Source organism: Streptomyces sp. NPDC101234 (assembly GCF_044767525.1).
Taxonomy (GTDB): domain Bacteria; phylum Actinomycetota; class Actinomycetes; order Streptomycetales; family Streptomycetaceae; genus Streptomyces; species Streptomyces sasae.
On sequence record NZ_JBIWOA010000006.1, the window covers coordinates 183,794 to 207,247 of the forward strand.

The 23,454-nt window shown below is 71.1% G+C and carries 22 protein-coding genes and 1 tRNA gene; 10 read left to right on the forward strand and 13 right to left on the reverse strand.

Annotated elements, in window-relative coordinates:
* Positions 1-284: 284 nt before the first annotated feature.
* From ACIRR9_RS13565 to ACIRR9_RS13575, 3 genes are all read left to right on the forward strand, one after another.
* Positions 285-470 carry a hypothetical protein gene (locus ACIRR9_RS13565; RefSeq protein ID WP_403750787.1) on the forward strand — a complete coding sequence of 62 codons (186 nt, stop codon included), beginning with the start codon at positions 285-287 and terminating at the stop codon, positions 468-470.
* 109 nt (positions 471-579) lie between these two features.
* Complete coding sequence (locus tag ACIRR9_RS13570) at positions 580-1,404, forward strand: MBL fold metallo-hydrolase (RefSeq protein ID WP_403750789.1); 825 nt, start codon at positions 580-582, stop codon at positions 1,402-1,404.
* A gap of 51 nt (positions 1,405-1,455) precedes the next feature.
* Positions 1,456-2,739, forward strand: a complete 1,284-nt coding sequence (locus tag ACIRR9_RS13575) for a S8 family serine peptidase (protein ID WP_403750791.1) — start codon at positions 1,456-1,458, stop codon at positions 2,737-2,739.
* A gap of 56 nt (positions 2,740-2,795) precedes the next feature.
* Here ACIRR9_RS13575 and ACIRR9_RS13580 read toward each other — a convergent pair whose 3' ends face one another.
* The gene (locus ACIRR9_RS13580) at positions 2,796-3,368 is read right to left on the reverse strand and encodes a TetR family transcriptional regulator (protein WP_362320628.1); all 573 of its coding nucleotides are present in this window, start codon (positions 3,366-3,368) and stop codon (positions 2,796-2,798) included.
* Positions 3,369-3,488: 120 nt separating this feature from the next.
* On the opposite strand from ACIRR9_RS13580, the gene ACIRR9_RS13585 reads away from it, so the two are divergent.
* Together ACIRR9_RS13585 and ACIRR9_RS13590 are read left to right on the forward strand one after the other, a co-directional pair.
* A complete protein-coding gene (locus ACIRR9_RS13585) occupies positions 3,489-5,690 on the forward strand; it encodes an MMPL family transporter (RefSeq protein ID WP_403750793.1) in 2,202 nt (733 codons plus the stop codon).
* A gap of 52 nt (positions 5,691-5,742) precedes the next feature.
* Positions 5,743-6,408 (forward strand): NAD(P)-dependent oxidoreductase, encoded by a 666-nt coding sequence (locus tag ACIRR9_RS13590; protein WP_403750795.1) that lies wholly within the window; start codon positions 5,743-5,745, stop codon positions 6,406-6,408.
* Positions 6,409-6,542: 134 nt separating this feature from the next.
* Here the strand turns inward: ACIRR9_RS13590 and ACIRR9_RS13595 are convergent, their stop codons facing one another.
* The 4 genes from ACIRR9_RS13595 to ACIRR9_RS13610 form a co-directional block, all read right to left on the reverse strand.
* A complete protein-coding gene (locus tag ACIRR9_RS13595; protein WP_403750797.1) occupies positions 6,543-7,202 on the reverse strand; it encodes a TetR/AcrR family transcriptional regulator C-terminal domain-containing protein in 660 nt (219 codons plus the stop codon).
* A gap of 45 nt (positions 7,203-7,247) precedes the next feature.
* Positions 7,248-7,820 (reverse strand): TetR/AcrR family transcriptional regulator, encoded by a 573-nt coding sequence (locus ACIRR9_RS13600; protein ID WP_403750799.1) that lies wholly within the window; start codon positions 7,818-7,820, stop codon positions 7,248-7,250.
* Between the two features lie 66 nt (positions 7,821-7,886).
* Positions 7,887-9,515: an IS200/IS605 family accessory protein TnpB-related protein gene (locus tag ACIRR9_RS13605; protein WP_403750801.1), complete on the reverse strand. Its 1,629-nt coding sequence runs from the start codon at positions 9,513-9,515 to the stop codon at positions 7,887-7,889.
* Between the two features lie 157 nt (positions 9,516-9,672).
* Complete coding sequence (locus tag ACIRR9_RS13610) at positions 9,673-10,377, reverse strand: TetR/AcrR family transcriptional regulator C-terminal domain-containing protein (protein WP_403750803.1); 705 nt, start codon at positions 10,375-10,377, stop codon at positions 9,673-9,675.
* Positions 10,378-10,551: 174 nt separating this feature from the next.
* On the opposite strand from ACIRR9_RS13610, the gene ACIRR9_RS13615 reads away from it, so the two are divergent.
* From ACIRR9_RS13615 to ACIRR9_RS13630, 4 genes are all read left to right on the forward strand, one after another.
* Entirely contained in the window at positions 10,552-11,544 is a 993-nt protein-coding gene (locus tag ACIRR9_RS13615) for a zinc-binding dehydrogenase (protein WP_403750805.1), read from the forward strand.
* Between the two features lie 64 nt (positions 11,545-11,608).
* Positions 11,609-12,127 (forward strand): VOC family protein, encoded by a 519-nt coding sequence (locus ACIRR9_RS13620; protein WP_403750807.1) that lies wholly within the window; start codon positions 11,609-11,611, stop codon positions 12,125-12,127.
* Between the two features lie 25 nt (positions 12,128-12,152).
* Positions 12,153-12,668, forward strand: coding sequence for a carboxymuconolactone decarboxylase family protein (locus tag ACIRR9_RS13625; protein WP_403750809.1), 516 nt, complete (start codon positions 12,153-12,155; stop codon positions 12,666-12,668).
* Positions 12,669-12,729: 61 nt separating this feature from the next.
* Positions 12,730-13,833 (forward strand): hypothetical protein, encoded by a 1,104-nt coding sequence (locus tag ACIRR9_RS13630; RefSeq protein ID WP_403750811.1) that lies wholly within the window; start codon positions 12,730-12,732, stop codon positions 13,831-13,833.
* A gap of 157 nt (positions 13,834-13,990) precedes the next feature.
* On the opposite strand, the gene ACIRR9_RS13635 is transcribed toward ACIRR9_RS13630, so the two are convergent.
* The 7 genes from ACIRR9_RS13635 to galU all read right to left on the reverse strand — a co-directional run bounded on the left by ACIRR9_RS13635 (position 13,991) and on the right by galU (position 19,729).
* Positions 13,991-14,064: transfer RNA gene (locus ACIRR9_RS13635), tRNA-Ala, on the reverse strand.
* Positions 14,065-14,166: 102 nt separating this feature from the next.
* On the reverse strand, positions 14,167-15,450 hold the full coding sequence (glpR, locus tag ACIRR9_RS13640) for a gephyrin-like molybdotransferase receptor GlpR (RefSeq protein WP_403750813.1): 1,284 nt from the start codon (positions 15,448-15,450) through the stop codon (positions 14,167-14,169).
* A gap of 185 nt (positions 15,451-15,635) precedes the next feature.
* Positions 15,636-16,307 (reverse strand): GNAT family protein, encoded by a 672-nt coding sequence (locus ACIRR9_RS13645; RefSeq protein WP_365336256.1) that lies wholly within the window; start codon positions 16,305-16,307, stop codon positions 15,636-15,638.
* Between the two features lie 20 nt (positions 16,308-16,327).
* On the reverse strand, positions 16,328-16,864 hold the full coding sequence (locus ACIRR9_RS13650; RefSeq protein WP_403750815.1) for a molybdenum cofactor biosynthesis protein B: 537 nt from the start codon (positions 16,862-16,864) through the stop codon (positions 16,328-16,330).
* On the reverse strand, positions 16,861-17,373 hold the full coding sequence (gene moaC, locus ACIRR9_RS13655) for a cyclic pyranopterin monophosphate synthase MoaC (protein ID WP_403750817.1): 513 nt from the start codon (positions 17,371-17,373) through the stop codon (positions 16,861-16,863). The genes ACIRR9_RS13650 and moaC overlap by 4 nt, the downstream gene beginning before the upstream one ends.
* Before the next feature lie 125 nt (positions 17,374-17,498).
* Positions 17,499-18,821, reverse strand: coding sequence for a gephyrin-like molybdotransferase Glp (glp, locus tag ACIRR9_RS13660; RefSeq protein WP_365336253.1), 1,323 nt, complete (start codon positions 18,819-18,821; stop codon positions 17,499-17,501).
* The gene (gene galU, locus ACIRR9_RS13665) at positions 18,818-19,729 is read right to left on the reverse strand and encodes a UTP--glucose-1-phosphate uridylyltransferase GalU (RefSeq protein WP_384560107.1); all 912 of its coding nucleotides are present in this window, start codon (positions 19,727-19,729) and stop codon (positions 18,818-18,820) included. The genes glp and galU overlap by 4 nt, the downstream gene beginning before the upstream one ends.
* A 133-nt stretch (positions 19,730-19,862) precedes the next feature.
* Between galU and ACIRR9_RS13670 the strand changes: the two genes are divergently transcribed.
* Positions 19,863-20,444 (forward strand): 5-formyltetrahydrofolate cyclo-ligase, encoded by a 582-nt coding sequence (locus tag ACIRR9_RS13670; RefSeq protein WP_403750820.1) that lies wholly within the window; start codon positions 19,863-19,865, stop codon positions 20,442-20,444.
* Between the two features lie 71 nt (positions 20,445-20,515).
* Here the strand turns inward: ACIRR9_RS13670 and ACIRR9_RS13675 are convergent, their stop codons facing one another.
* A complete protein-coding gene (locus ACIRR9_RS13675) occupies positions 20,516-23,296 on the reverse strand; it encodes a penicillin acylase family protein (RefSeq protein WP_403750822.1) in 2,781 nt (926 codons plus the stop codon).
* Positions 23,297-23,454 lie beyond the last annotated feature (158 nt).

Sequence of the window (23,454 nt, forward strand, 5' to 3'; positions counted from 1 at the left end):
CCCGGGTCTGCGGGCCGTGCTGACGGCGCCGGCGCACCAGTTCCCGCTGGGCACCGTGCTCGTCCCCGAGCGGCGCGCCGCGCTGCTCGACTGGGCCCGCCGACCAGCTCGCCTTCGCCGCACTGCTGGAGTCGGGCGCCTACGACCGTCACCTCCGCGCCTGTCGGCAGCGGTACCGGCTGCGCCGCGACACTCTCGTCCGGGTCCTCGCCGAACAGCTGCCCGATGCCCCGGTCTCCGGTGTCGCGGCCGGTCTCCATCTGATCCTGCGGCTGCCGGCGAGCGTGGACACCGCCGCCGTGGTCAGGGCCGCGGCCGCCCGCTCGCTGCGCGTCGCCGACCTCGCCGCCTACCACGCGACCGGGGACCACGCCGATCACGGCCTGGTCCTCGGCTACGGCAACCTCGCCGACCACGCGCCGCACGAGGCGGTCCGCCGGCTGCGCGAGGCGATCGAGGTGAGCCGATAGCACCAGCGGGCCGACAGCGGGTTCGTGCCCGCCTGTCTCACCTTGACAGCACTTACGTCATAAGTCAGTCTGAGCAAGTGTTGACATATGCCGTAAGTATTTCCTTACGGTGCCGGCCACCCCCCTCGACACCAAGGACACTCCTGCCGTGAAAGTCCACCACCTCAACTGCGGCACCATGCGACCCCCCGGGGCCCCGCTCGTCTGCCACGTCCTCCTGATCGAGGCCGCGGGCGGCCTGGTGCTCGTCGACTCCGGTTACGGCCTCGACGACATCGCCGACCGCAGGCGGCGCGTCGGCCCCGCCCGCCACTTCGTCCGGCCGGTGTTCGACGCCGAGGAGACGGCCGCCCGCCAGGTCGAGAAGCTGGGCTTCCGCCGCGAGGATGTCCGGCACATCGTCCTCACGCACTTCGACGCGGACCACATCGGCGGCCTGTCCGACTTCCCGTGGGCCGAGGTCCACCTCACCGCGGACGAGGCGCTCGGCGCCGTCCACTCCCCCTCCCGGCGGGAGCGCATCCGCTACCAGAGCCCCCAGTGGGAGCACGGTCCCCGGCTCGTCGAGCACCGGCCCGACGGCGAGACGTGGCGCGGCTTCGCCGCCGCACGCGAACTCGATGCGATCGCCCCCGGCATCGTCCTGATCGCCCTGCCCGGCCACACCCGCGGCCACGCCGCCGTCGCGGTCGACGCCGGGCACCGCTGGCTGCTGCACGCCGGTGACGCCTTCTACCACTACGGCACGCTCGACGGGCACTCCCGCGTCCCCGGTTCCCTGCGGGGCATGGAGGCGCTCATCGCGTACGACGGCAAGAAGGTGCGCGACAACCACGAACGCCTCGCCGAGCTGTACCGACGGGCCGACCCCGACCTCCTCATCGTCAACGCCCATGACCCGGCCCTGCTGGAGAAGGCGCGCGCCACCGCGTAGCGGTGCCGGCCCCCGACACCCCCGCGCGGACCGGCACCCCACGCCGCTTCGATGCCCGCGGCGGGTCAGCCCGGGGCCAGGCTGCTGATCGGCAAGGTGTTCGACCGGGGCGGCACCCAGGAGTCCTTCCTCATCTCCGCGATGCAGTGGGCCACCGGACAGGGCGCCAGGGTCGTCAACATGAGCCTCGGCGGCGAGGATTCGCCCGGCACCGATCCGGTGGAGAAGGCCGTGAACGACCTGTCCGCCTCCTCCGGGGCGCTCTTCGTCATCGCCGCGGGCAACAGCGGCCCCGACGCCGGCACCGTCAACTCCCCAGGCGCGGCGGCCTCCGCGCTCACCGTGGCCGCCGTGGACGGTGACGACAGGCTGACGTCCTTCTCCAGCCGCGGCCCGACCGCCGACGGCGACCTCGAGCCGGACATCGCCGCTCCGGGCTGGAACATCATCGCCGCCAAGGCCGCCCACGGCACGGAGGGCGACGCGGTCTCCACCGCGGGCTATGTGAGGATGAGCGGCACCTCGATGGCCACCCCTCATGTCGCGGGCGCCGCGGCCATCCTCGCCCAGCAGCACCCGGACTGGACCGGCCGGCGGATCAAGGCCGCACTGAGGGACTCCGCTGTGGCCCTCAAGGACGCCTCCACGCCGTACGACGCGGGCGCGGGCCGGGTCGACGTGGCCACCGCCCTCGCACAGACCGTCGTCGCCGACGACCCGTCGCTCGACTTCGGCCTCCAGAAGTGGCCGCACACCGACGACCGGCCGGTCACCAGGACCCTCACGTACACCAACACCGGCGACCAGCCCGTCACCCTCGACCTCGCCGCGACCGGCACCGGCCCCGACGGCAGGGCCGCCCCGACCGGCCTGTTCACCCTGGCGGCCGACCGGTTGACCGTCCCGGCGGGCGGCACCGCCCGGACCACCGTCACCGCCGACACCCGTACCGGCACCGCCGACGGCACCTACTCGGGCAGCGTCACGGCGACCTCCGCCTCGGGCACGGACATCCACACCGTCCTCGGCGTCGTCCGCGAGGTGGAGTCGTACGACCTGTCCGTCGTCCGCTTCATGCCCAGGCTGAGCCTGACCAGCACGGCGAAGGCGGGCAGCCGGCTGGCCGTCCCGATCGGTCTCCAGGGTCCGGCCGCGCAGCAGGGCGCCGTCAGGTCCCTGACCGTGCAGGTCTCCTACGACGGCGGACGCACCTGGAAGCCGGCCCCGTGCACACCGCCGCCGACGGCAGGCGCTCCCTCGTCCTCACCCACCCGGCCGAGCCCGGCACGGTCAGCCTCAGGGCGACCCTCGTGGACACCAGCGGCAACACGGTGACCGAGACCCTGCCGACGGCCTACCGCACCATCGGGTAAGGGACCTTCCCGTGCTGCTCACAGCGTGGCCGCCCCGGCCCGCAGGAACTCCATCGCCGCGTCGATGTCCGCCTTCTCGGGGTGATGGCACAGCTCACTGATCACCGCCGCCGCCGTGACGGCCACCATGCGGGGCCCGAACGCGTCCGGCGCGCTGCCGCTCTCCTCGGCGAAGAGCCGGGCACCCTCCTGGACGACATCCGAGAGCCGGCCGTTGCTGACCGCCCTGAGCTCGGGGTTGAGGTCGAACATGCGCTCCGAGAGGTCGTCCAGGTCGCTGCGCTGAGCGATCTCGGCGCGCAGCCAGTGCTCGAGGGCGTCGAGGGTCAGCCAGCCCGGCTCACGGTCGTTCAGCGCCGTCCGCAGCCGCTGCGCCAGCGCGTCCGAGCGGGCCAGTGCCAGCTCCAGTTTGGAGGGGAAGTAGAGCGTGACCGTGCGCGGCGAGACCTCCGCCGCCTCGGCGATGTCGGCGATCGTCGTCGCCTCGAAACCCCGCTCGGCGAAGAGCTCGTACGCCGACCGGAGGATCGCTTCCCTGCGCCGGGCCTTACTGCGCTCCCGGAGCCCGTCCCTCGGCTCGTTGGTCACCATACCCAGATATTACCATCGGGCGCTAATTTACAGCCGACTGCAATTATGCCTTAGGCTGCATCGCGTGAGGGGCGCCGTCACGGCACTCCCGGAACCACACGACGAAGGGACGGCGCGGACATGGCGTCTCGCCTCTACGCATGGACGCTGCTGGCGGTACGCCGCCGCGGCCGGGTCATCGCGGCCTGGATCCTCCTGCTGACCGCGGTCGGCGCACTCGGGATCACCGTCCACGGCAAGGTGGCCTCGGACTTCACGGTCCCGGGCATCGAGTCGCAGCAGGCCCAGGACCTCCTGGAGAAGAAGTTCCCGGACGCCGCGGGCGGTGTGATCCGCGTGGTCTACGCGGCGCCCGAGGACAGCGCCCTGACGAAGACGGCGAGCAGGACGGCCATCGAGCAGGGGCTGGTGAAGGCGGCGGGGATCCCGGGGGTCGTACAGGTCACCGACCCGTTCAGGACCGGGTCGCTCTCCGCCGACAAGCGCATCGGCTACGCCGACGTCCGCTTCCGGCAGGACGCCGCCGACGTCACCCAGGACGCCAAGGACACCCTGAGCCGTGCCATGGCCCCGGCCCGGAAGGCGGGCCTGGACGTCGAGTACGGCGGAACGGCGATGAAGGCCCAGACCAGTGTCGGCGGCCCCGCCGAACTCGTCGGCGTCGTCCTGGCCCTCGTCGTCCTGGCCCTCACCCTCGGCTCGCTCGTGGCGGCCGGACTGCCGCTGCTGACCGCGGTCGTGGGCGTGGCCATCGGCGTGCTGGGCGTGAAGTTCGTCTCGACATGGGTGTCGATCACCGGCACGTCCACCGTGCTCGCCCTCATGATCGGCCTGGCGGTGGGCATCGACTACGCCCTGTTCATCATCTCCCGCCACCGCGAGCAGCTCACCGACCCCGACATGGACGTCGAGGACTCGATCGCCCGGGCCGTGGCCACCGCGGGCAACGCGGTCGTCTTCGCCGGCGCCACCGTGATCATCGCCCTGGCCGCCCTGGCCGCGACCGGCATCCCCTTCCTGGCCGTGATGGGCCTGTCGGCCGCGGCCACCGTGCTGATCGCCGTCCTCATCGCCGTCAGCCTCGTCCCCGCCGTACTCGGCCTGTTCGGCGAACGGCTGCGCCCCCGCGCCAGGAAGCCCCGCCCCGGCCGCCGCGAGCGCGTCCCCGGCTCCTGGGGCCTGGCCTGGGCCCGCGCGGTCACCCGCCGCCCGCTGATCGTCCTCCTCACGGGCGTGACCGCGCTCCTCGCGCTCGCCCTGCCCGCCCGCGACCTCCGCCTGGGACTGCCCAGTTACGCCTCCTCCCCCACCTCCAGCACCCAGCACAAGAGCTACGACCTGCTGTCGGAGGGCTTCGGCGCGGGCTTCAACGCGACCCTCGTCGCCGTCGTCGAGACCGGGGACATACCCGCCGGGAAGGTCACGGCCACCGTCACCCGCCTGCGCACGTCACTGGCCGGGGACTCCGACGTGGCGGCCGTGTCGAAGCCGGTCCCCAACTCCGACAAGAGCCTCGTCGTGATGGCCGTCGTACCGAAGACCGGACCCGACGCCCAGGCCACCACCGACTTGGTCCACCGCCTCCGCGACAACGCCCCGGCTGTCGCCAGGGCCGGCGGCACCCTCTACATCGCCGGCCAGACCGCCGCGGCCATCGACGTCGCCCACAAACTCTCCGGCGCCCTCCCGCTCTTCGTCGCGATCATCGTGATCCTGGCGCTGATCCTGCTCACGCTCGCCTTCCGGTCGCTGCTGGTGCCGCTCAAGGCGACCCTCGGCTTCCTGCTCTCGATCGCGGCCGCCATCGGCACCACTGTCTGGGTCTTCCAGTACGGCCACCTCGACGGCCCGCTCGCCATCCCCTCGGCCGGACCGGTCACCAGCTTCCTGCCGGTCCTCCTCATCGGCGTCCTGTTCGGACTCGCCATGGACTACGAGGTGTTCCTCGTCAGCCGGATGCGCGAGCACCACGAGAACACGCTCGACCCGCAGCAGGCCGTCGTGCACGGCGTCGCCCGCAGCGGACGCGTGGTCAGCGCGGCGGCGCTCATCATGGCCGCGGTCTTCGCGGGGTTCATCTTCAACGAGGACCCGGTCATCAAGTCCATCGGCTTCGCGCTCGCCGTCGGCGTCCTCATCGACGCGTTCCTCGTCCGCATGACGCTCGTCCCGGCCGCCATGGCCCTCCTCGGCCGCCGCGCCTGGAGCCTCCCCCGATGGCTCGACCGCGCGCTGCCCGACGTCGACATCGAGGGCGCCAACCTTCCTGAGCGCGCCGCACGGGAGCGGAACGACGAGCCGGAGAAAGCGGCTGTGGGATGACCCCGGCACCGGCTGACAAGACCCTCCACCCCACCCCCGTCAGGAGACAGAAATGAAGATCGCCGTCCTGGGTGCCACCGGAAACATCGGCACCCGCCTCCTCGAACAGGCCCTCTCCGGCGGGCACGAGGTCATCGCCTACGTCCGCCGTGCCGATGCGGTTGCCCCACGGGCCGGGCTGACGGTCGTCCAGGGATCGCTGGACGACGAGGCGGCCCTGTCCGAGGCCTTCGCCGGCGCGGACGCCGTGGTCTCGTGCATCGGCGTCCCGCTGCGCGCGAAGAAGCCGGTCGACCTGATGCAGCGCACCCTGCCCGTCATCACCCGCGCGACGCGCAACGCCGGCATCCAGCGCTTCGTCCTGGTCTCCGCGTTCGGTGTCGGCGACACGGCGCAAAAGGGTTCGTTCCTGGCCCGGCTCGTCTACCGCACCGTCGTGGCCCCCATCTTCAAGGACAAGGAACTCGCCGAGGAGATCCTCCCCTCGACCGGCCTGAACTGGACGACCGTCTACCCGGTCAACCTCAAGGACGCCCCGGCGGCCGCCTCGGCCGCCGTCAAGCGCCTCGACCATGTGGCCAAGGTCCCCGGCCTGCCCACGCTGCCGTTCGCGAACGTCGCGACCGCGCTGCTCGACATCGTGACGAGCAACGACCCTTCCGAGCAGCGGCTGCTCATCACGACCGAGACCGGCTGGAAGCCACGGCACCACGCCTGACGAGCGGTGGCGCGGGCCGACGGCGCTTCCGCGGACCGCGCCGCGCCGGAGGCGTCACCGTCGTCTCCGGAGTCCCAGCGTCTCCGTCGTCACCGGCGTCTCCGCGGAACTCGGCCCGGGCGCCCGCCCGAGGGTCAGGAGTGTGTCTCGACGCGGCGGCGGATCGCGTCGAGGAGCATCTCCAGCCCGAACTCCATCTCCGCCTCGTGGTCGCAGACCGACAGTTCCGAGGCCGCCGCGGCGACCGCCGGCAGTCCGCTGTCGACGAGTTCCCTCTCCCGCATGGCCGTCACGCCAGGGATGGCGCCGGCGTAGGTCGGCGCGAAACCCACCTCCCGGGAGAGCGTCCCGATCAGGAAGGCGATGAAGGCACGCAGCACATGGACGGCGGCGGCGCCCTCCAGCCCCGCACGGTTCAGCACCCGCAGCGCGGCCTCCACGACCGGCATGGCCGCGGGGGCGTTCAGGCGCCTGGTCAGCACCAGGGACGCGGAGCGGGGGTACTCCAGGGCGGCGAGGCGGAAGGACCGGGCCAGCGCACGCAGTCCGTCCTCCCACGGCATCTCGTCGACCTCGGGAATCCTGATCCCGCCCAGGATCACGTCCGCCATGGCGTCGAGCACGTCGGTCTTGTCGTCGACGTGGTTGTACAGCGACATGGTCCGCACCCCGACCGCCGCCGCGATCTTGTGCAGCGACAGCTTCTCCATGCCCTCCGTCTCGGCCACGACCAGGGCCTGGCGCACGATCTCCGTCCTGGTCAGTGGCCCACGACGGGTCATCCGCTGTGCCATCGCCCCTCCTCCGGTCAGCCGTAGTGCCTGGCAGCGGCTATCAACTTATCTCATAAGTTTCAAGTGGGACGAAGACGGCGCCGCCCCGGGGGGCCCACCGGCGGCGAGCATCGCCACCCGGGTTCGGTCGAGGAGCACCGCGCGGGCGTCCGGAGTGCCGCACCGCAGGGCGACGGCGACGCCTTGGACGAGGATGCGCGCGGCGAGCCCACCGACCGCTCCCTCGGGGCTGTCGTGGGCTTCGGACCCCAGGGCGCGGGCCAGACAGGCCGAGAGGGCCTGGAGCAGCACGTTCGGCTCGTCCTGCGGCTCCGCACCGCACAGGAGGGGCAGGAGGGCCGGCCGGCGCTCAGCGAGTGCGGCCAGCGCTTCGCACACCTCCCCCACCCTCGCCTCGGCCCGCCCCGGCAGTTCGGCTGCCAACCGCCGCAGCAGCGCGTCCACCACGGCCCGCCGGTGCGGGAAGTACTGATAGAGGGTGCCGGGTGACACGCCCGCGTGCCGTGCCAGCGCGTTCATCCCGGCGGCGGCCACCCCGACGGACGCGACGAGTTCCTCCGCCGCTTCCAGGATCTGCTCGGCGCGACGCAGGCCACGCGGCTGTCGGCTTCCGCCCACCGGCTTCGGAGCACCTCGGGCGCCAGAGCCCGTACCGGTCACGGGCGCGTCTCCCGCGGACCGTTCCTAAAGACTGAGCGGGAATGAGTCCTGTTGCCAGGGCTCGTGCTCAGCCGAACGCCCCGGACGGTGTTGGGCGTTCTGGTCGACCGCGTTCGCTCCGCGTCCGGCGCCGACGGATCGTGTCCGTGGTCCGGGGATGCGGGGGCGGTGTCCCTCACGCCCCGGGGCCACCGGTCCGGCCTGGACGGTCCGATGCCCGCATCCATCGCTCTGGTGGGTGCGGGGCGGTGCCGTCCGACGCCTGATCGGGTGTCCCAGGGCGCGTCTTCCGATCGCCACCGCTGCCGCGTCGTGGCGTGTCGCCTTCCTGGTCTTGCTGGTAAGAGGTTTTTGCCAGTGCTGGGCGCCCCACTTGCTGGTGTAGGCGGGGTCGACGGCGATGACGGGGATGCCGAGTCCGGCCGCCATGGACACGAGCCGTGCCCGCAGCCGGGAGGTGGGCATGCCGGAGATGAGGTTGCGGAACTTCTTGCGGCGGCCGTGCTTCTCGCGGGTCTTGTCCGCGGTGAAGTCGAGGTCTTCGACCGCGATCGCGAGATCGTGGTGCTTGGCCCAGTGCAGCAGGCGGATCAGGGCGTGCCGCACCTGGGCGTCGCGGTGGCCGGCGGTGCCGGTGAGGTCGTAGGCGAAGCGGAGTGGTTCGCCGAGGGGGTTGCCGTGCCTGTCGAGGCGCCAGGCGGCGAGGTGGTCGGCGTTGGTGTCGACGCCGGCCAGGCCGCTTGCGCGGGCCGTCTCCAGCGGCAGGGTCTTCACCGGTGGGATGGTCCAGGATGCGGTCAGGTACCAACGGCCACGCTGCACGTCTTCGTGGATGCGATAGGCGACGGCCCGGTTGGCACTGACGCGGTCGGCCCGCTGCTCGCCCCGGTGCGCGAACGACACCCGCGCGGCCAGGACGTACCGGCCGTGCGGGGCGTTCGCCAGATGCGCCAGCGGCGCGGGGAGCTTGAGGGAGACCTCGCCGTCGGGGGCGACGCGGATGGTCTCGTCGCCGTACCGCTTCCCGGACTCTCCGTCCGCCTGGAGGAACCGGCGCCCGGCCTGCCACCGGGCACGCCACTGCTCGTGGGTGAGTCCGGCGGCTTCCAGGTGGTGGCGGGTGTTCAGCAGCCGTTTGCCGCCGCGCACCACACGCACGACACCGGCCTGCCAGTCGGCCTGCGCCGCCTTCAGCCGGTCTTCGAGGACGTGCAGGCGGCGGGACTTGGCGAACCACTGCTGCCTGCTGCGGTAGCCGCCGGGCGCGTGCTTGGTGCCCTTCTCGCCCACAGGCAGGGACAGCCGGTGTGCGATCGTGCGCACACCCGCCTGGAGACTGTGGATGTACGCGAGCAGGCCGCGCCGGGCGAGGGCCCACTGGTCGTGGGTGGCCTTCGTGACCGACCCGGCCCAGCGCGAGGAGGACTCCTCGGTCAGGACACGCTTGCGCTGCGCCCACTGCCCGCTGTCGTGGTCCAGCCCGGCCGCACACCGCGCCCTCAGATCACGGGAAGCCAGCGACCCGAGGTGGTCACCGACCAGGCGCAGCACCTTCTCGTCCCCGCCGGTCAGGTCCTTGAGCCGGGTCCGGACGGAGACTCCCGAGGGGCCGGGCACCACGAACGGCGCCGCCACCTCCCGCAGTCCACCCACCCCCTGTCACCTCCGGGCCCATGTTGCAGAAATCCGTCACCACGCCCAACGACCATCACCACAGAAGGTCACGCATTCGATGCAAGAACTCTCGTTCCCCTGGGCGGGAGTGTGCCTGTCCCTGCCGGAAGGCTCACTCACGCGTGTCAGAACGCACTCAAGTGTCGTCAGCCGCCACCTGTTCCCAACCCCCGTCGTACGGCACACCCACCCGCGCCGCCAGTCCGGCGATGAGCAGTTCGACGCCGTGCCGGAACTCGGCCTCGTGGTCGCTCACCGCCAGATAGGGCGCGGCGGCGGTCAGCACGGGGTCGGCCACGGCCACGATCTCGTCGATGCGCCGCTCGACCTGGTCGGGTTCGACCGCGCCCGCGGTGATGGCCGAGCCGAGCTCCCTCATGATCATGCCGACGGTGTACCCGGCGAAGCTCCGCACCACGTGGACGAGCTCCTGAGGGGAGAGACCGAGCTCGGGGAAGCCCGCCAGGGCGCAGCGGATGCTTTCCAGGGCCGCCGGTGACTGGGTGGGCCGGGTCAGGACCAGCGTGAACGCCTTGGGGTGGCGCAGCGCGGCGGCGCGGAAGGCTGCGGCATGGGCGCGCGCACGCTCCTGCCAGGTGCCCAGGCCGGCCCGGGAGAAGTCGACACCGCCCAGCAGCACCTCGGCGACACCGTCCAGCAGGGCGTCCTTGTTCGGCACGTGGTTGTAGAGCGACATCACCTCGACGCCCAGCTCACCGGCGAGTTTCCGCAGGGAGAAGGATTCGGCGCCGTCCCTGTCGATCATCGCCAGCGCCGCGTCGACCACCTTCTCCCGCGTCAGGCCGAGCCGCCTGCCCCGGCCGGTGCCCCGGACCTCCATCGCGGCACTCCTCCCTCCCGCATCGGAGTCTTGACATCACTTATTGCGTAAGTCTAGCTTGAGGAAACAGTGGACATACACCATAAGTATTAGCGGCTCGCCACTCGGACATCACCAGACGAGCGAAGCCCGTCCATGCCTTCCACGCCTTCCATCTCGCATCGGAGAACACTCATGACCAGCACCATGCGCGCGCTCATGGGCGGCGCCGGCCCCGAATGGGAAGCCCGTGACGTCGCCGTCCCCGAGCCGGGGCCGGGGCAGATCCGGGTCCGGGTGCGGGCAGCCGCCGTGAACCGGGCGGACCTGTACATGCTCCAGGGCACCTACAGCCCCCGGGCGAAGACCAGCGACCTGTTCACCGCGGGCCTCGAATTCGCCGGTGAGGTCGACGCGATCGGCGCCGACGTGCCATATGCGGCCGTCGGTGACCGGGTCATGGGCGTCACGCTCGGTGCCTTCGCCCCGTACGCACTGGTCGACCACCGGCATGTGATCACGGTGCCGGAGTCCCTGTCGTGGACGGACGCGGCGGCCCTGCCCGTGGCCCTGGCGACCGAGCACGACGCCCTCACCCAGGGCGGGTTCGGCCTGAAGCAGAGCGTGCTCGTCGTGGGCGCCACCTCGTCCGTCGGCCTCGTCGCCGTACAACTGGCCAAGGCGCTCGGCGCGTCCAGGGTCATCGCGACCACCACCTCGGACGGCAAGGCCGACGCCCTGAAGGCGGTCGGCGCGGACGCGGTCGTCAACACGGCGTCCGAGAACCTCGCCGAGGCCGTGGCAGCCGCCAACGGCGGCGAGGGAGCCGACCTCACCCTCGACCACGTGGGCGGGCAGCTCTTCGCGGACACCTTCCCGGCCACGCGGATCGGCGGCACCGTCGTCAACGTCGGCCGGCTCGCCGGAGCCGAGTCGACCATCGACCTCGACCAGTTGTCGTTCCGCCGCCTGCGTGTCATCGGTACGACGTTCAGCGTGCGCACCCCCGACGAGCTGGCCGACGTCTGCGCCGCCCTCATGACCGACGTCGTACCCGCCGTGGCGGAGGGCCGGGTCCGCGCCGTCGTCGACAGTGTTTTCGCCTTCGACGACGCCAAGGCGGCGGCCGACCGCATGCGTTCCGACGAGGCCGTCGGAAAGATCGTCCTGGCACTGCCGGCGTCCTGACCCCGCCGGGCACTTCCCGCCCGGCCCCTTCAAGAGAAAACCCAGAAGAGAAGAGAGCCGCAGCATGAGCCGTGTTTTCGGGCAGATCGCGCAGATCGGATACGTCGTCCGCGACCTGCACGCCGCGATGGAGTTCTGGGTCGCGCAGGGCGTCGGTCCGTGGTTCTACCAGGAGCCGGTGCAGACGGACTGGTTCACCTACCGGGGCGTGGAGTCCGATATGCAGATGGCTGCCGCGATCGCCAACTCCGGTGACATACAGATCGAGTTGATCCAGCCGCTCAACGACGAACCGTCCCTCTACAAGGACTTCCTGGACTCCGGGCACGAGGGCGCGCAGCACGTCGCCTACTGGAGCAAGGACTACCAGGAGCTCTACGACCGCGCCCTGTCCCTCGGCTACACCGTCGCCCAGGAGGGCGCGATCCAGGGCGGCCGGTTCGCCTACCTGGACACCGAGACGCACCCGGGCACGGTCATCGAGATCTCTGACATCGGCGGCGCCAAGGGCGAACTCTTCGCCGCGCTGCGGGAGATGGCTGCCACGTGGGACGGCACCAATCCCATCAACAAGGTCGGCTGACACCACCGCGCGAAGGAGCGAACCGATGAGCATGGACTACCCCGACCTGACCGCGCTCCCGGCCGAGCTGCAGAAGCTCGCGGCCGAGCGGTCCGCCGTCAACGTCTACCGCATGGCGTTCCACTCGCCCGCCCTGGCACCCGCCTTCCTGCAGATGGCCGACGCGATCTTCCAGGGCGCGCTTCCGCACCCGCTGCGCGAACTCGCCATCCTCCGGGTCGGACACACCTACCGGGCGCCGTACGAGATCCACCACCACGAGAACATCGGCCGCCTCCTCGGCCTGGACGAGGCCGGCATCGCCGCCGCCGGGTCCGGTTCCGCGGTGGACCTGACGGCGGAACAGGCCGCGGTCCTCTCCCTCACCGACCGGCTGCTCGCCCAGCACACCCTCACCGAGGCCGACCGCACCGAGGCGCTGGCGTTCCTCACGGTGGGGCAGCTCTCCGACCTGGTCCTCACGGTCGGCTTCTACCAGCTGGTCTGCAACTTCCTCAACACCTTCGGCGTGACGACCGAGGGCGAGAAGGCCCCCTACTGACGCCCGCCACCGACGCCCGTCACCGACGACTGACGCCCCTTACCGAGTCCCGGGAGGACCAATGAAGCTCGCCTGGCAGGACTCCGACGTCCTCGACATGCCCACCCTCGGCACCCGCGTCCCCGCCTTCGACGGCCTGGACGAAGTCCCCGGCGGATACGGCGCCAAGCTCGCCTGGGCCCGCAGTCAGGCCAAGGTGTTCCGGTCCGAGTTCACCGCCACCGGCACCCCCGACAGCGTCGCCACCTGCGACCTGATCACACTGCCGTACCCCACCAGGTTCGGCCTGTTCCGGGCCAGTCGGGCCATCGCGCCGTTCGTGTCGATCACCAACCGCATGCTGGTCGTGCGGTGGACGGAGAGCGACGGACGCGGGCGGGTGCTGCTGTTCGAGCCCAGCGACCACGAACTCGGCCAGAACACGCCGTACTTCGCCGCCCTGATCCGCCGCACCCCCAAACCGTTGCAGTCGCTGCTCACCACCGAACACGGCACGGTCCTGGGCCACCTGGCCCGCCTCGGCATCCAGCCGGCCGACGTCGACTACCTGCTCTTCGACCACCTGCACACCCAGGACCTGCGCCGCTGGGTGGGCACGACGCGGCCGCAGTCCGACCTCGGCGGCGCCACCGTCACCCCCGCCTTCCCCAACGCCAAGGTCGTCGTGCAGCGCCACGAGCTGCTCGCGATGTCCCAGCTGCACCCGCTCCAGCAGCCCTGGTACCAGCCGGGGACCTACCAGGACGTACGGCCGGACGCGTTCCTCGCCGTCGACGGCTCGCTGCTCCTCGGGCCGGGCGTGGCCGTGGTGGAGACCCCGGGGCACGTCCTCGGCAACCAGACCCTGGTCCTGAACACCTCCACCGGCGTCTGGGCGTCCAGCGAGAACGTCATCGCCGCCGAGTGCCTCACCCCCGAGCACTCCCGTATGCCGGGCCTCGCCCGCTGGTCCCGCGCCTGGGGCCAGGAGGTGGTGCTGAACGCCAACACGATCGAGACCACGGCCGAGCAGTACAACTCGCTGATCATCGAGAAGACCCTGGTCGACCGTTCCCAGGCCGACCCCCGCTTCCTGCAGTTCTTCCCCTCCAGCGAACTGACCGCCTCCTGGGCCAACCCGGGAACCACCCCCACCTTCACCCACAGGGCGATCACCCACTCATGAGCACCCGCTCATGGGCACCCGCTCATGGGCACCGAGGGCCTGCTCACTGTGGCATCCGTGCCGGAGCGAACCCCGAAACGACGAGATCCCCTTCAGCTCGATGAGCTGAAGGGGATCTCGTGATCCGTTCCCGACCGAAGTCGGGAACGGTTTGCAGTGGACCTGAGGGGATTTGAACCCCTGGCCCCCTCGATGCGAACGAGGTGCGCTACCGGACTGCGCCACAGGCCCTTGCAACGAGTGAAACTCTAGCATCCCCGTCGGGGTGCTTGGAAATCCGTTCCCTGACTGGTCAGGACCGGGGTCCCGGGGGCGCCTCGCGTCGTGTGCGGGTCACTCGTTGGCCGCGCGCGGGCGGTCGCCGTCCTCGTACTGGTCGAAGAGCGGCGTACGGCCGCGCTCGCGCGCCCGGCGTGCGGAGGCCGCCCGGCGCGCGTCGCTCCTGCCGTCGCCCGGCTTGTCGTCGTCGGCGGGCAGCGGCTCCTCCGCCTCGGCCTCGGCCTCCGGCGCGACCGGCTTGGTCTCCTGCTCGGGCGCGACGGAACTGGACCGTGCCGAACTCCACGCGTCGGGTGCCCCCAGGTCCACGTCGGAGGTGGCGCGCGGCGCGACCGGGGCGGTCACGTAGGTCGGCAGGGGCACCGGTACCGGGTCCCAGCTGTCGCCGTGTCCGGGGCGCCGCTGCCGCTCGCGCTGCTGGTCGACCCACTCCGCGTGGTCGGTCTGCTCGACGAGGGCGCGCCGGTCGGCGGCGAGCGCGGACAGGCCGGGGTCGGTCTCGACCGCTGGTCCCTCGTCCGGTTCGTCCGCGACGGCGCCGGTGTCGAGGGGGGTGCGCCGGCGCGGCTGGCGCTCCCGCAACCGCTGCGCGGCGGCCTCGGCCTGACGCCGGTCCATCTGGTAGGCGAAACGCCGGCGCTCCTGCGTGCGCAGGTAGGCGATGTACCCGCTGAGCATGACCGCGGGCACGCCCGGCGCCCACAGGAAGGCGAGCCCCCCGACGGCGGCGACGATCGCGCCCAGCGTGAACGCGATGAAGAGCAGAACGGTGGTGCGCCGACGGCGCGCGAGGGCCTTCGTGCGCCGGGCGCGCGCCGCGGCCGCCTGGGCGGAGGGCGCTCGCCTGGCCGCCGGAACCTGCTTGGGCGAAGGCGAAGGCGAAGGCGTGGATGCGGATGCGGATGCGGAAGCCGGTGCCGGGGCGGGTGCGCCGCCCGGCTGACGTGCCGGTGCGGAGGGGGACTTGGCCGAGGGCGCGACCGTCTGGTCGCGCGCCGGTTCCTGGCGCCCGGGTGCCTCCGGCTCCCTCTCCGCCTGGACATCCGCCCGGACCTGACGGCGGGTCGGAGGCATGGCGAAGGCCCGGACGTCCACCGAGTCGGTGGCGGCGTCCGGGTCGCCGGCGTCCTGCTCCCCCTCCGAGGCGGAGCGCGCCCGCAGGTCCCTGGCGTACCGGCGCTCCATACCCGCCCGTCCGGACAGCAGCCGGATGGCGGTGCTGAAGCGTTCCGTAGGACGGGCCTCGTTCAGCTCGTCCTGCCTACGGAGCCACATCGGCACCAAGTAGGCGGCCCAGGCCCCGACAATGACTGCGTAGATGAGGCCGCTGCTGCTCACGCCTCACACGGTAGAGGGGTTTGCGTGGGGCCATCTGCCAATTGCGTCGGTGTGTCGCACGATCCGGCTGATATTTCGAGCTTTTTTTGTGATCGATGCGATCAGCACACCGCCGAAGCCGCTAATTCAATGCTCCGAGACGGTCACCGATCGATCAATTTCGAACATGTATTCAATTTTCGCGGCTAGCCGGGATTCCCCGGGGTGTTCTGCGGATTCCGGGGCCCGTTCGGCGTGCTCGTCGTGCCCGGTGACTGCGCGGACGCGCTCTGGGAGCGGGTCCGCCGCCAGCGGCCGAGCAACCCCTCGGGCACCTCCTCCGCGGTGAGGGCGAAGACGAGATGGTCGCGCCAGGCCCCGTCGATGTGGAGATAACGCGGCCGCAGCCCCTCCTCGCGGAATCCGAGTTTCTCCACGACCCGGCGGCTGGGCCGGTTCTCGGGGCGAATGCAGACCTCGATGCGGTGCAGACCGACGGTGCGGAAACAGTGGTCCACGACGAGCGCCACGGCGGTCGGCATCACCCCGCGGCCGGCCACGCTCTGGTCCACCCAGTAGCCGACGTGCCCCGAGCACATCGAACCCCAGGTGATCCCGGCGACCGTCAACTGCCCCACCAGCTGCCCCTGGTACTCGATGACGAACGGCAGCATGCGGCCCGCGTTCGCCTCGGAGCGCAGATGCCGGACCATCTGCCGGTAGGTCGGCCGGTGCGCTATCGGCCCGCTGGGAGTGGGCGGCGGGATGGTCGCCTCCCAGGGGCGCAGCCAGTCGCGGTTGCGCCGGTTGACCTCGCGCCAGGGCCGCTGGTCGCGCAGCCTTATCGGCCGGAGGACGACATCGCCGTCCGCCAGCACGACGGGCCAGGACGGGCTGTTCAGCTCGCACCCCCACTGCTCGGCCCGGGGTGGTCGCCGCCGCGGATCTGGTCGACGGCATGCGCCAGCAGCGGTTCCAGGACGGCCAGGCCGTCCCGCACCCCGCCGGTGGACCCCGGAAGGTTGACGATCAGTGTCCGGCCCGCCACCCCGGCCAGTCCCCGGGAGAGCGCGGCGGTGGGCACCTTCTCCCGTCCGAACGCCCGGACGGCCTCGGCGATGCCCGGCACCTCGTAGTCGATCACCGTGCGGGTGGCCTCGGGCGTGCGGTCGGTGGGCGAGATACCGGTGCCGCCGGTGGTGACGACGACGTCGTACCCGGCCTCGACACCCGCGCGCAGCGCGGCCGCCACCGGATCCCCGTCGGGTACGACCCGCGGCCCGTCCACGCTGAAGCCGAAGCCCTCCAGCCCCGCCGCGACCAGCGGGCCGCCCCTGTCCTCGTAGACACCGGCGGCGGCCCGGTTGGAGGCGGTCACGACCAGCGCGCGATACGGCGCGCGCGGCGCACCATCGGCGGACGGCCCGGCGTTCACGCCCGGCTCCAGTCGCCGGACTTGCCGCCCGTCTTCTCCTCCACGCGTACGTCCGTGATGACCGCTCCCTTGTCGACCGCCTTGACCATGTCGATCACGGTGAGCGCGGCGACGGAGACCGCCGTGAGGGCCTCCATCTCGACGCCCGTGCGGTCCGTCGTCTTCACGGTGGCCGTGATCTCCACGGCGTCGTCCGCGACCGACAGATCCAGTTTCACACCGGAGACGGCCAAGGGGTGACAGAGGGGGATCAGGTCCGGGGTCCGTTTGGCGCCCATGATGCCCGCGATGCGCGCGGTGGCCAGGGCGTCGCCCTTGGGGACACCCTCACCGCGCAGCAGTTCGACCACGCGGGGCGAGACGAGGACGCGTCCGCTGGCGCGGGCGGTACGTGCGGTCACGTCCTTGCCGGACACGTCGACCATACGGGCGGCGCCCGCGTCGTCGATGTGCGTCAGTCGTTCCGGCGCAGAGGGTCCGGGGGTCTCCCCCCGGAAGGGCTCAGTCATGCTGTGTGGCGCTCCCGGTCCGGGCCCGTGGCGGTGCGGCGCTCGGGCCTGCTGTGCGCGACACGGTACCGCCAAGCCGGCGCACGCCACCGGGCAGGACCGCCGGACACCCCCAGGGGCCTGTCCTAGCCGAGCAGGACGACCTCGACCTCGCTGCCGGGCTCGACGGACTCCGTGTCCTCGGGTACGACGATCAGCGCGTCGGCGTGTGCGAGTGCCGCGACCAGATGCGAACCGGCGCCGCCCACGGCGGTCACCTCGCCGTCGGCGTACGCCCCGCGCAGGAACTGCCTGCGGCCCTTCGGGGAGCTCAGCGCCTTGTCGGCCTTGAGCGTCGCCGTGGTGCGGGGGCGGTGGACGTCGTCGAGGCCCATCAGGGTGCGGATGGCGGGGCGGACGAACAGTTCGAAGGAGACGTAGGACGACACGGGGTTGCCGGGCAGGGCCAGCAGCGGGGTGTGGTCGGGGCCGATGGAGCCGAAGCCCTGGGGCTTGCCGGGCTGCATGGCGAGCTTGCGGAAGTCGATGCCGCTGCCCGCCTCGTCCTCGTCGCCGACGTGCGACAGCGCCTCCTTGACGACGTCGTACGCCCCCACGCTCACCCCGCCGGTGGTGACCAGCAGGTCGGCGCGGACCAGCTGGTCCTCGATGGTGGAGCGGAGGGTGTCGGCGTCGTCGACGACGGCGCCCACCCGGTAGGAGATGGCGCCGGCGTCCCGGGCGGCGGCGGTGAGGGCGAAGCTGTTGGAGTCGTAGATCTGGCCGCTGCCCAGTTGCTCGCCGGGCTGGACGAGTTCGCTGCCGGTGGACATGACGACCACGCGCGGGCGCGGGCGTACGCGTACCGTGCCGCGGCCGATCGCGGAGAGCAGCGCGATCTGCGGCGGGCCGAGGACGGTGCCGGCCTCCAGCGCGAGATCGCCCGCCTTCACGTCGCTGCCCTTCGCGCGCACATGCGCGCGTGGCTCGGCCGGCCGGTGCACGCGCACGTGCCCCGCGGCGCCCTCGGGCGCGATGCTGCGCGCCCGCATCCCGCCGACGGGTCCCTCGCCGAGTCCGCCGTCGGTCCACTCCACGGGGACGACGGTCTCGGCGCCGGGCGGCAGCGGGGCCCCCGTCATGATCCGGGCGGCCTGGCCGGGGCCGACCGGGGTGAGCTCCGCGGCGCCCGCCGCGACGTCCCCGACGACCTCCAGGACGGCCGGGAACTCCTCGCTCGCGCCCGCCACATCCGCGACCCGTACCGCGTACCCGTCCATTGAGCTGTTGTCGAAGGGCGGCAGTGAGACCGGCACCATGACGTCGTCGACCAGGACGCAGCCCTGGGCGTCGAGGAGTTGCAGCTCGATGGGTTCCAGGGGGCGGACCGTGGCGAGGATGTCCTCCAGGTGCTCGTCCACCGACCACAGGTGGTCCGGGCCGGCGGGGCGGGTCGCGGCGCTGCTCAACTCTGCTGCATCTCCTCGGCTACGTAACTGCGAAGCCAGGTCCGGAAGTCCGGGCCCAGGTCTTCACGTTCGCACGCGAGCCTGACAATGGCACGCAGATAGTCTCCGCGGTCGCCGGTGTCATAGCGGCGGCCCTTGAAGACGACGCCGTGCACGGGGCCGCCGACCTTCTCGTCCTGGGCGAGCTGCTGGAGGGCGTCGGTGAGCTGGATCTCGCCGCCGCGGCCCGGCTCGGTGCGCCGCAGTATGTCGAAGACGTGCGGGTCGAGGACGTAGCGGCCGATGACGGCGTAGTGGGACGGGGCGTCCGCCGCGTCGGGCTTCTCGACCAGGCCGGTCACCTTGACGACGTCGCCGTCGGCGGTGGTCTCCACGGCCGCGCAGCCGTAGAGGTGGATCTGCTCGGGGGCGACCTCCATGAGCGCGATCACGCTGCCGCCGTGCTGCTCCTGGACCTCGATCATGCGCTGGAGCAGCGGGTCGCGCGGGTCGATCAGGTCGTCGCCGAGCAGGACGGCGAAGGGCTCGTGGCCGACGTGCGGGGCCGCGCAGAGCACGGCGTGGCCGAGCCCCCTGGGGTCGCCCTGGCGCACGTAGTGCATGGTGGCCAGGTCGCTGGACTCCTGGACCTTGGCGAGCCGGTGGGCGTCGCCCTTCTTCTGGAGCGCCGATTCCAGCTCGTAGTTGCGGTCGAAGTGGTCTTCCAGAGGGCGCTTGTTGCGTCCGGTGATCATGAGGACGTCGTCGAGCCCCGCCGACACGGCCTCCTCGACCACGTACTGGATCGCCGGCTTGTCGACGACCGGCAGCATCTCCTTGGGAGTGGCCTTGGTGGCCGGCAGGAACCGGGTGCCGAGGCCGGCCGCGGGAATGACAGCCTTGCTGATCCTGGGGTGCGACTGAGTCATGTCCGCAACCTTATCCGGTGCCTTTGTGAAGAATCTGAGGCTCCGGTTAATAGGCACTCATATGAGCCGATTGAGAAGGGTGCGGGAACGACCTGTGGTGCACGAGGGATCAGAGGCCGAGGGTGACAAGCGAATGTTGCGGCGAGAGTTCCTCGGGGTGAGGAACAGGTTGACGACGGATGTCGTCAGGGAGGCGGCCGAGACGCTCGCCGGGCACGCGCTGGAGCTTCCCGAGCTGGCGGGGGCCCGCACGGTGGCGGCGTACGTCTCCGTCGGGAACGAGCCGGGCACGCTGGTGCTGCTGGATGCCCTGCTCACGCGGGGGGTACGCGTCCTGCTCCCCGCGCTGCTGCCGGACAACGACCTGGACTGGGGCGCCTACGCCGGGGAGGGATCCCTCGCGCGCGTCCAACACAGCGGGAAGATGGCGCTGTTCGAACCCTCGGGTGAACGCCTCGGGCCGGACGCCGTGCTCCGCGCCGACGTCGTGCTGCTGCCCGGGCTCGCGGTGGACGCGCGCGGGATGCGTCTGGGGCGCGGCGGAGGGTCGTACGACCGCGTGCTGGCCCGCCTGGAGCGCGCGGGTGCGCACCCGGCGCTCGTGGTGCTGCTGTACGACACGGAGGTCGTCGAGCACGTGCCCGCGGAGGAACACGACCGGCCGGTCCAGGCGGTGGTGACGCCGTCGGGCGCGCGGCGGTTCGCGGGTTCCTGATCCGGCCCTCGTGCGAAACGGCCCTCCACGCGTGCGTGGAGGGCCGTTTCAGGAGCGTGCGGTCAGCCGCCTCAGGGCTTGAGGACGAGCGTGTCGCTGGTGCTGTTGTCGACCGCCTTGTCCGAGAACGACCACGGGAGCAGTTCGCCGTCGGCCCACTTGCCCGTCTGGTCGGTGTAGTGGGAGCTGAAGGCGTGGCCGGAGGCTCCGGTGAGGTTGATCCACTTGGATTTGTCGAGGTCGTCGAGGTTGACGACCATCCGCATGGAGGGGACCCAGACGACGCCGTAGCCGCCGGCCGCGTTCCAGCCGGTCGCGTTGACGGTGGCCTCGCCACCGCTGAGCTTCCAGGGGCCGCGATTGAGGATGTACTGGACGATGCTCGGGCCGTCGGTGCCGAGGGTCTGGTTCTTCAGGAACAGGCGGTGCAGCCGGCCCCAGCTCCAGGTGTCGATGTCCTTGCCGAGCTTGGCGGTCAGCTCCCAGCGGGCGTCGATCATGGCCCGCTCGAACAGCTGGTTCATGTTGTCGGCCTTGATGCGGTCGCCCACTCCGGCCGGCGTCTTCCACCAGTCGCTGTTCGGCTGGTTCATGAGGTTGCGGACCACCTCGAACCAGCGGTCGCCGCCGTCCGGCTGGGCCTGGTCGGCGTCGCGCTCGCCGCACTCGCGCACCTTGGTGTCGTCGTCGACCGGACCGGTGCTGTCGATCTTGTCGACCCACAGGCACTGGCCCTTGACCCGCAGCTCCTTGGGCAGCTTGTTGCCGAAGGCGAGCTTGAGGATGTTGCGCCAGACCGCGTTGAAGTAGGCGGCCGCCGCGGAGTCGGAGTCCTGGGTGTAGTCCCAGCCCTCCAGGAGCTTCTGCGCCTCGCGGACGTCCTTGTCGTCGAGGTTGATCTTCAGCAGCTTGGGCACCAGCAGCTTGGCGATCTCGCTGCTGTTGTCCATCTGCATCTGGCGCATGTCGTCGGTGGAGATCTTGCCGCCGTCCTTGATCTTCGACTCGATCAGGTCGGTGATGCGCTGGCTGCGGGTGCCGTAGCCCCAGTCCGTGGTGAGCGTGTAGGGGTACTTGTCCTTGTCGACCACGGCCTGGTTGGCGGTGACGATGTAGCCACGCTTCGGGTCGTACTCGTAGGGCAGTTCGTCCTGCTTGATGAAGCCGGTCCACTTGTACTTGGAGTTCCAGCCCGGCGCCGGGATCGAGCCGTCGTCGCCCGACGCGCGCGTGGGGATCTTGCCCGGCAGGGTGTAGCCGATGTTGTTCTTGGTGTCGGCGTAGATCAGATTCTGCGAGGGCACGTCGAACTGGGCGGCGCCGTCACGGAATTCGCTCCAGTCGGCCGCCTTGTCGATGGCGAAGACGGCGTCCATGGTGGTGCCGGCGTCGAGGGCGGTCCACCGCAGGGCGATGCCGTAGCCGTCGCCGCGGTCGGGTGCGGCGGTGTTCACGGTGGCCTTCTTGCCGACCTGGACGAGTTCGTCGTCGCGGTCGGACAGCAGGGGCATGCCGTCGGCGGTCTGCCGCACGACGATCTTCTTGGAGGTGCCGCCGGCGACCTTGATGGTCTCCTCACGGGTCGTGAAGGGCTTCACCCTGCCGTCGTACAGGTAGCCGTCCCCGGAGAGCTTCTCCAGGTAGAGGTCGGTGACGTCGACGCCGGAGTTGGTCATGCCCCAGGCGATGTCCGCGTTGTGGCCGATTATGACGCCCGGCATGCCCGCGAAGGTGTAGCCCGTGACGTCGTACTGGCACTTACTGGAGACCGTGGTGCAGTGCAGGCCCATCTGGTACCAGACGGACGGCAGCGAGGCCGACAGGTGTGGGTCGTTGGCGAGCAGCGGCTTGCCGCTGATGGTGTGGTCCCCACCGACGACCCAGGAGTTGGAGCCGATGCCCTGGCCGTTCACGCCGACGGCCGTGGGGACGTCGTCCAGGACGTTGTAGAGGCCCGCCAGCTGGCTCGTGAGCGCCGAACCGGCGGACGACGAGGTCGAGGAGCCGCTGGTGCCCGTCGAGGTCGCGGAGCCGCTCGTGGAGCTGGAGCTGGAGCCGGAGCCGCTCTGCTGGAACGTCTTGGTGAGCCCGTCGTACTGGCCCTCCTGGACGATCGCCTTGTTGCGGCTGTACGGGTAGTCGGGGTAGAGGTCCTTGATCTGCTGCGCGGACAGGCGGCTGGTCATCAGGGCGCGGTCGATCTCGTCCTGCATGTTGCCGCGCAGGTCCCAGGCCATCGCCTTCAGCCAGGAGACCGAGTCGACGGGGGTCCACTGCTCGGGCTTGTAGTCGTTGACGAACCCCAGGGCCGCGTACTCCAGGGAGATGTCCTTGCCGTCCTTGCCGGCGAGGTAGGCGTTGACTCCCTCGGAGTAGGCCTGGAGGTACTTCTTCGTGGCGGCCGACAGCTTGGTGTCGTACTCCTTCTTCGCCACCCGGTCCCAGCCCATGGTGCGCAGGAACTCGTCGTTCTGCACCTGGCCCTTGCCGAACATCTCCGACAGGCGGCCGGAGGTCATGTGGCGGCGCACGTCCATCTCGTAGAACCGGTCCTGCGCCTGGACGTAGCCCTGCGCCATGAACAGGTCCGCGTCGGTCGAGGCGTAGATCTGCGGGATCCCGTAGCCGTCGCGCTTCACGGTGACGGGTCCGGAGAGGCCCTTGAGCGTGATCGAACCCTTGGTCTGCGGGAAGGACGCGCGGACCGTGCTGATCGACCAGTAAGCCCCGTAGGCGATGCCTCCGATGATGGCCAGGACGAGCACCAGCACGATCAGACGGGCTTTGCGCCCCTTCTTCCTGCCGGACTTGCCGGGCTTGTCACCCGTTGTGGCGGTGGTGTTGGGGGGCATCGCTGTCCTTGCTGTCCTAACGCGAGCGGCAGGCGGTCCTGGAGTGCTGGAGCAACCATAGGCGCAGGGCCCCGAGCCACTTGACGCGGAGTCGGGAACCGGCGCGCACGGGCGTTCGATCTTGCCCGGGGAAGCGTCAAGAAAGCGTCAAGAGTTAG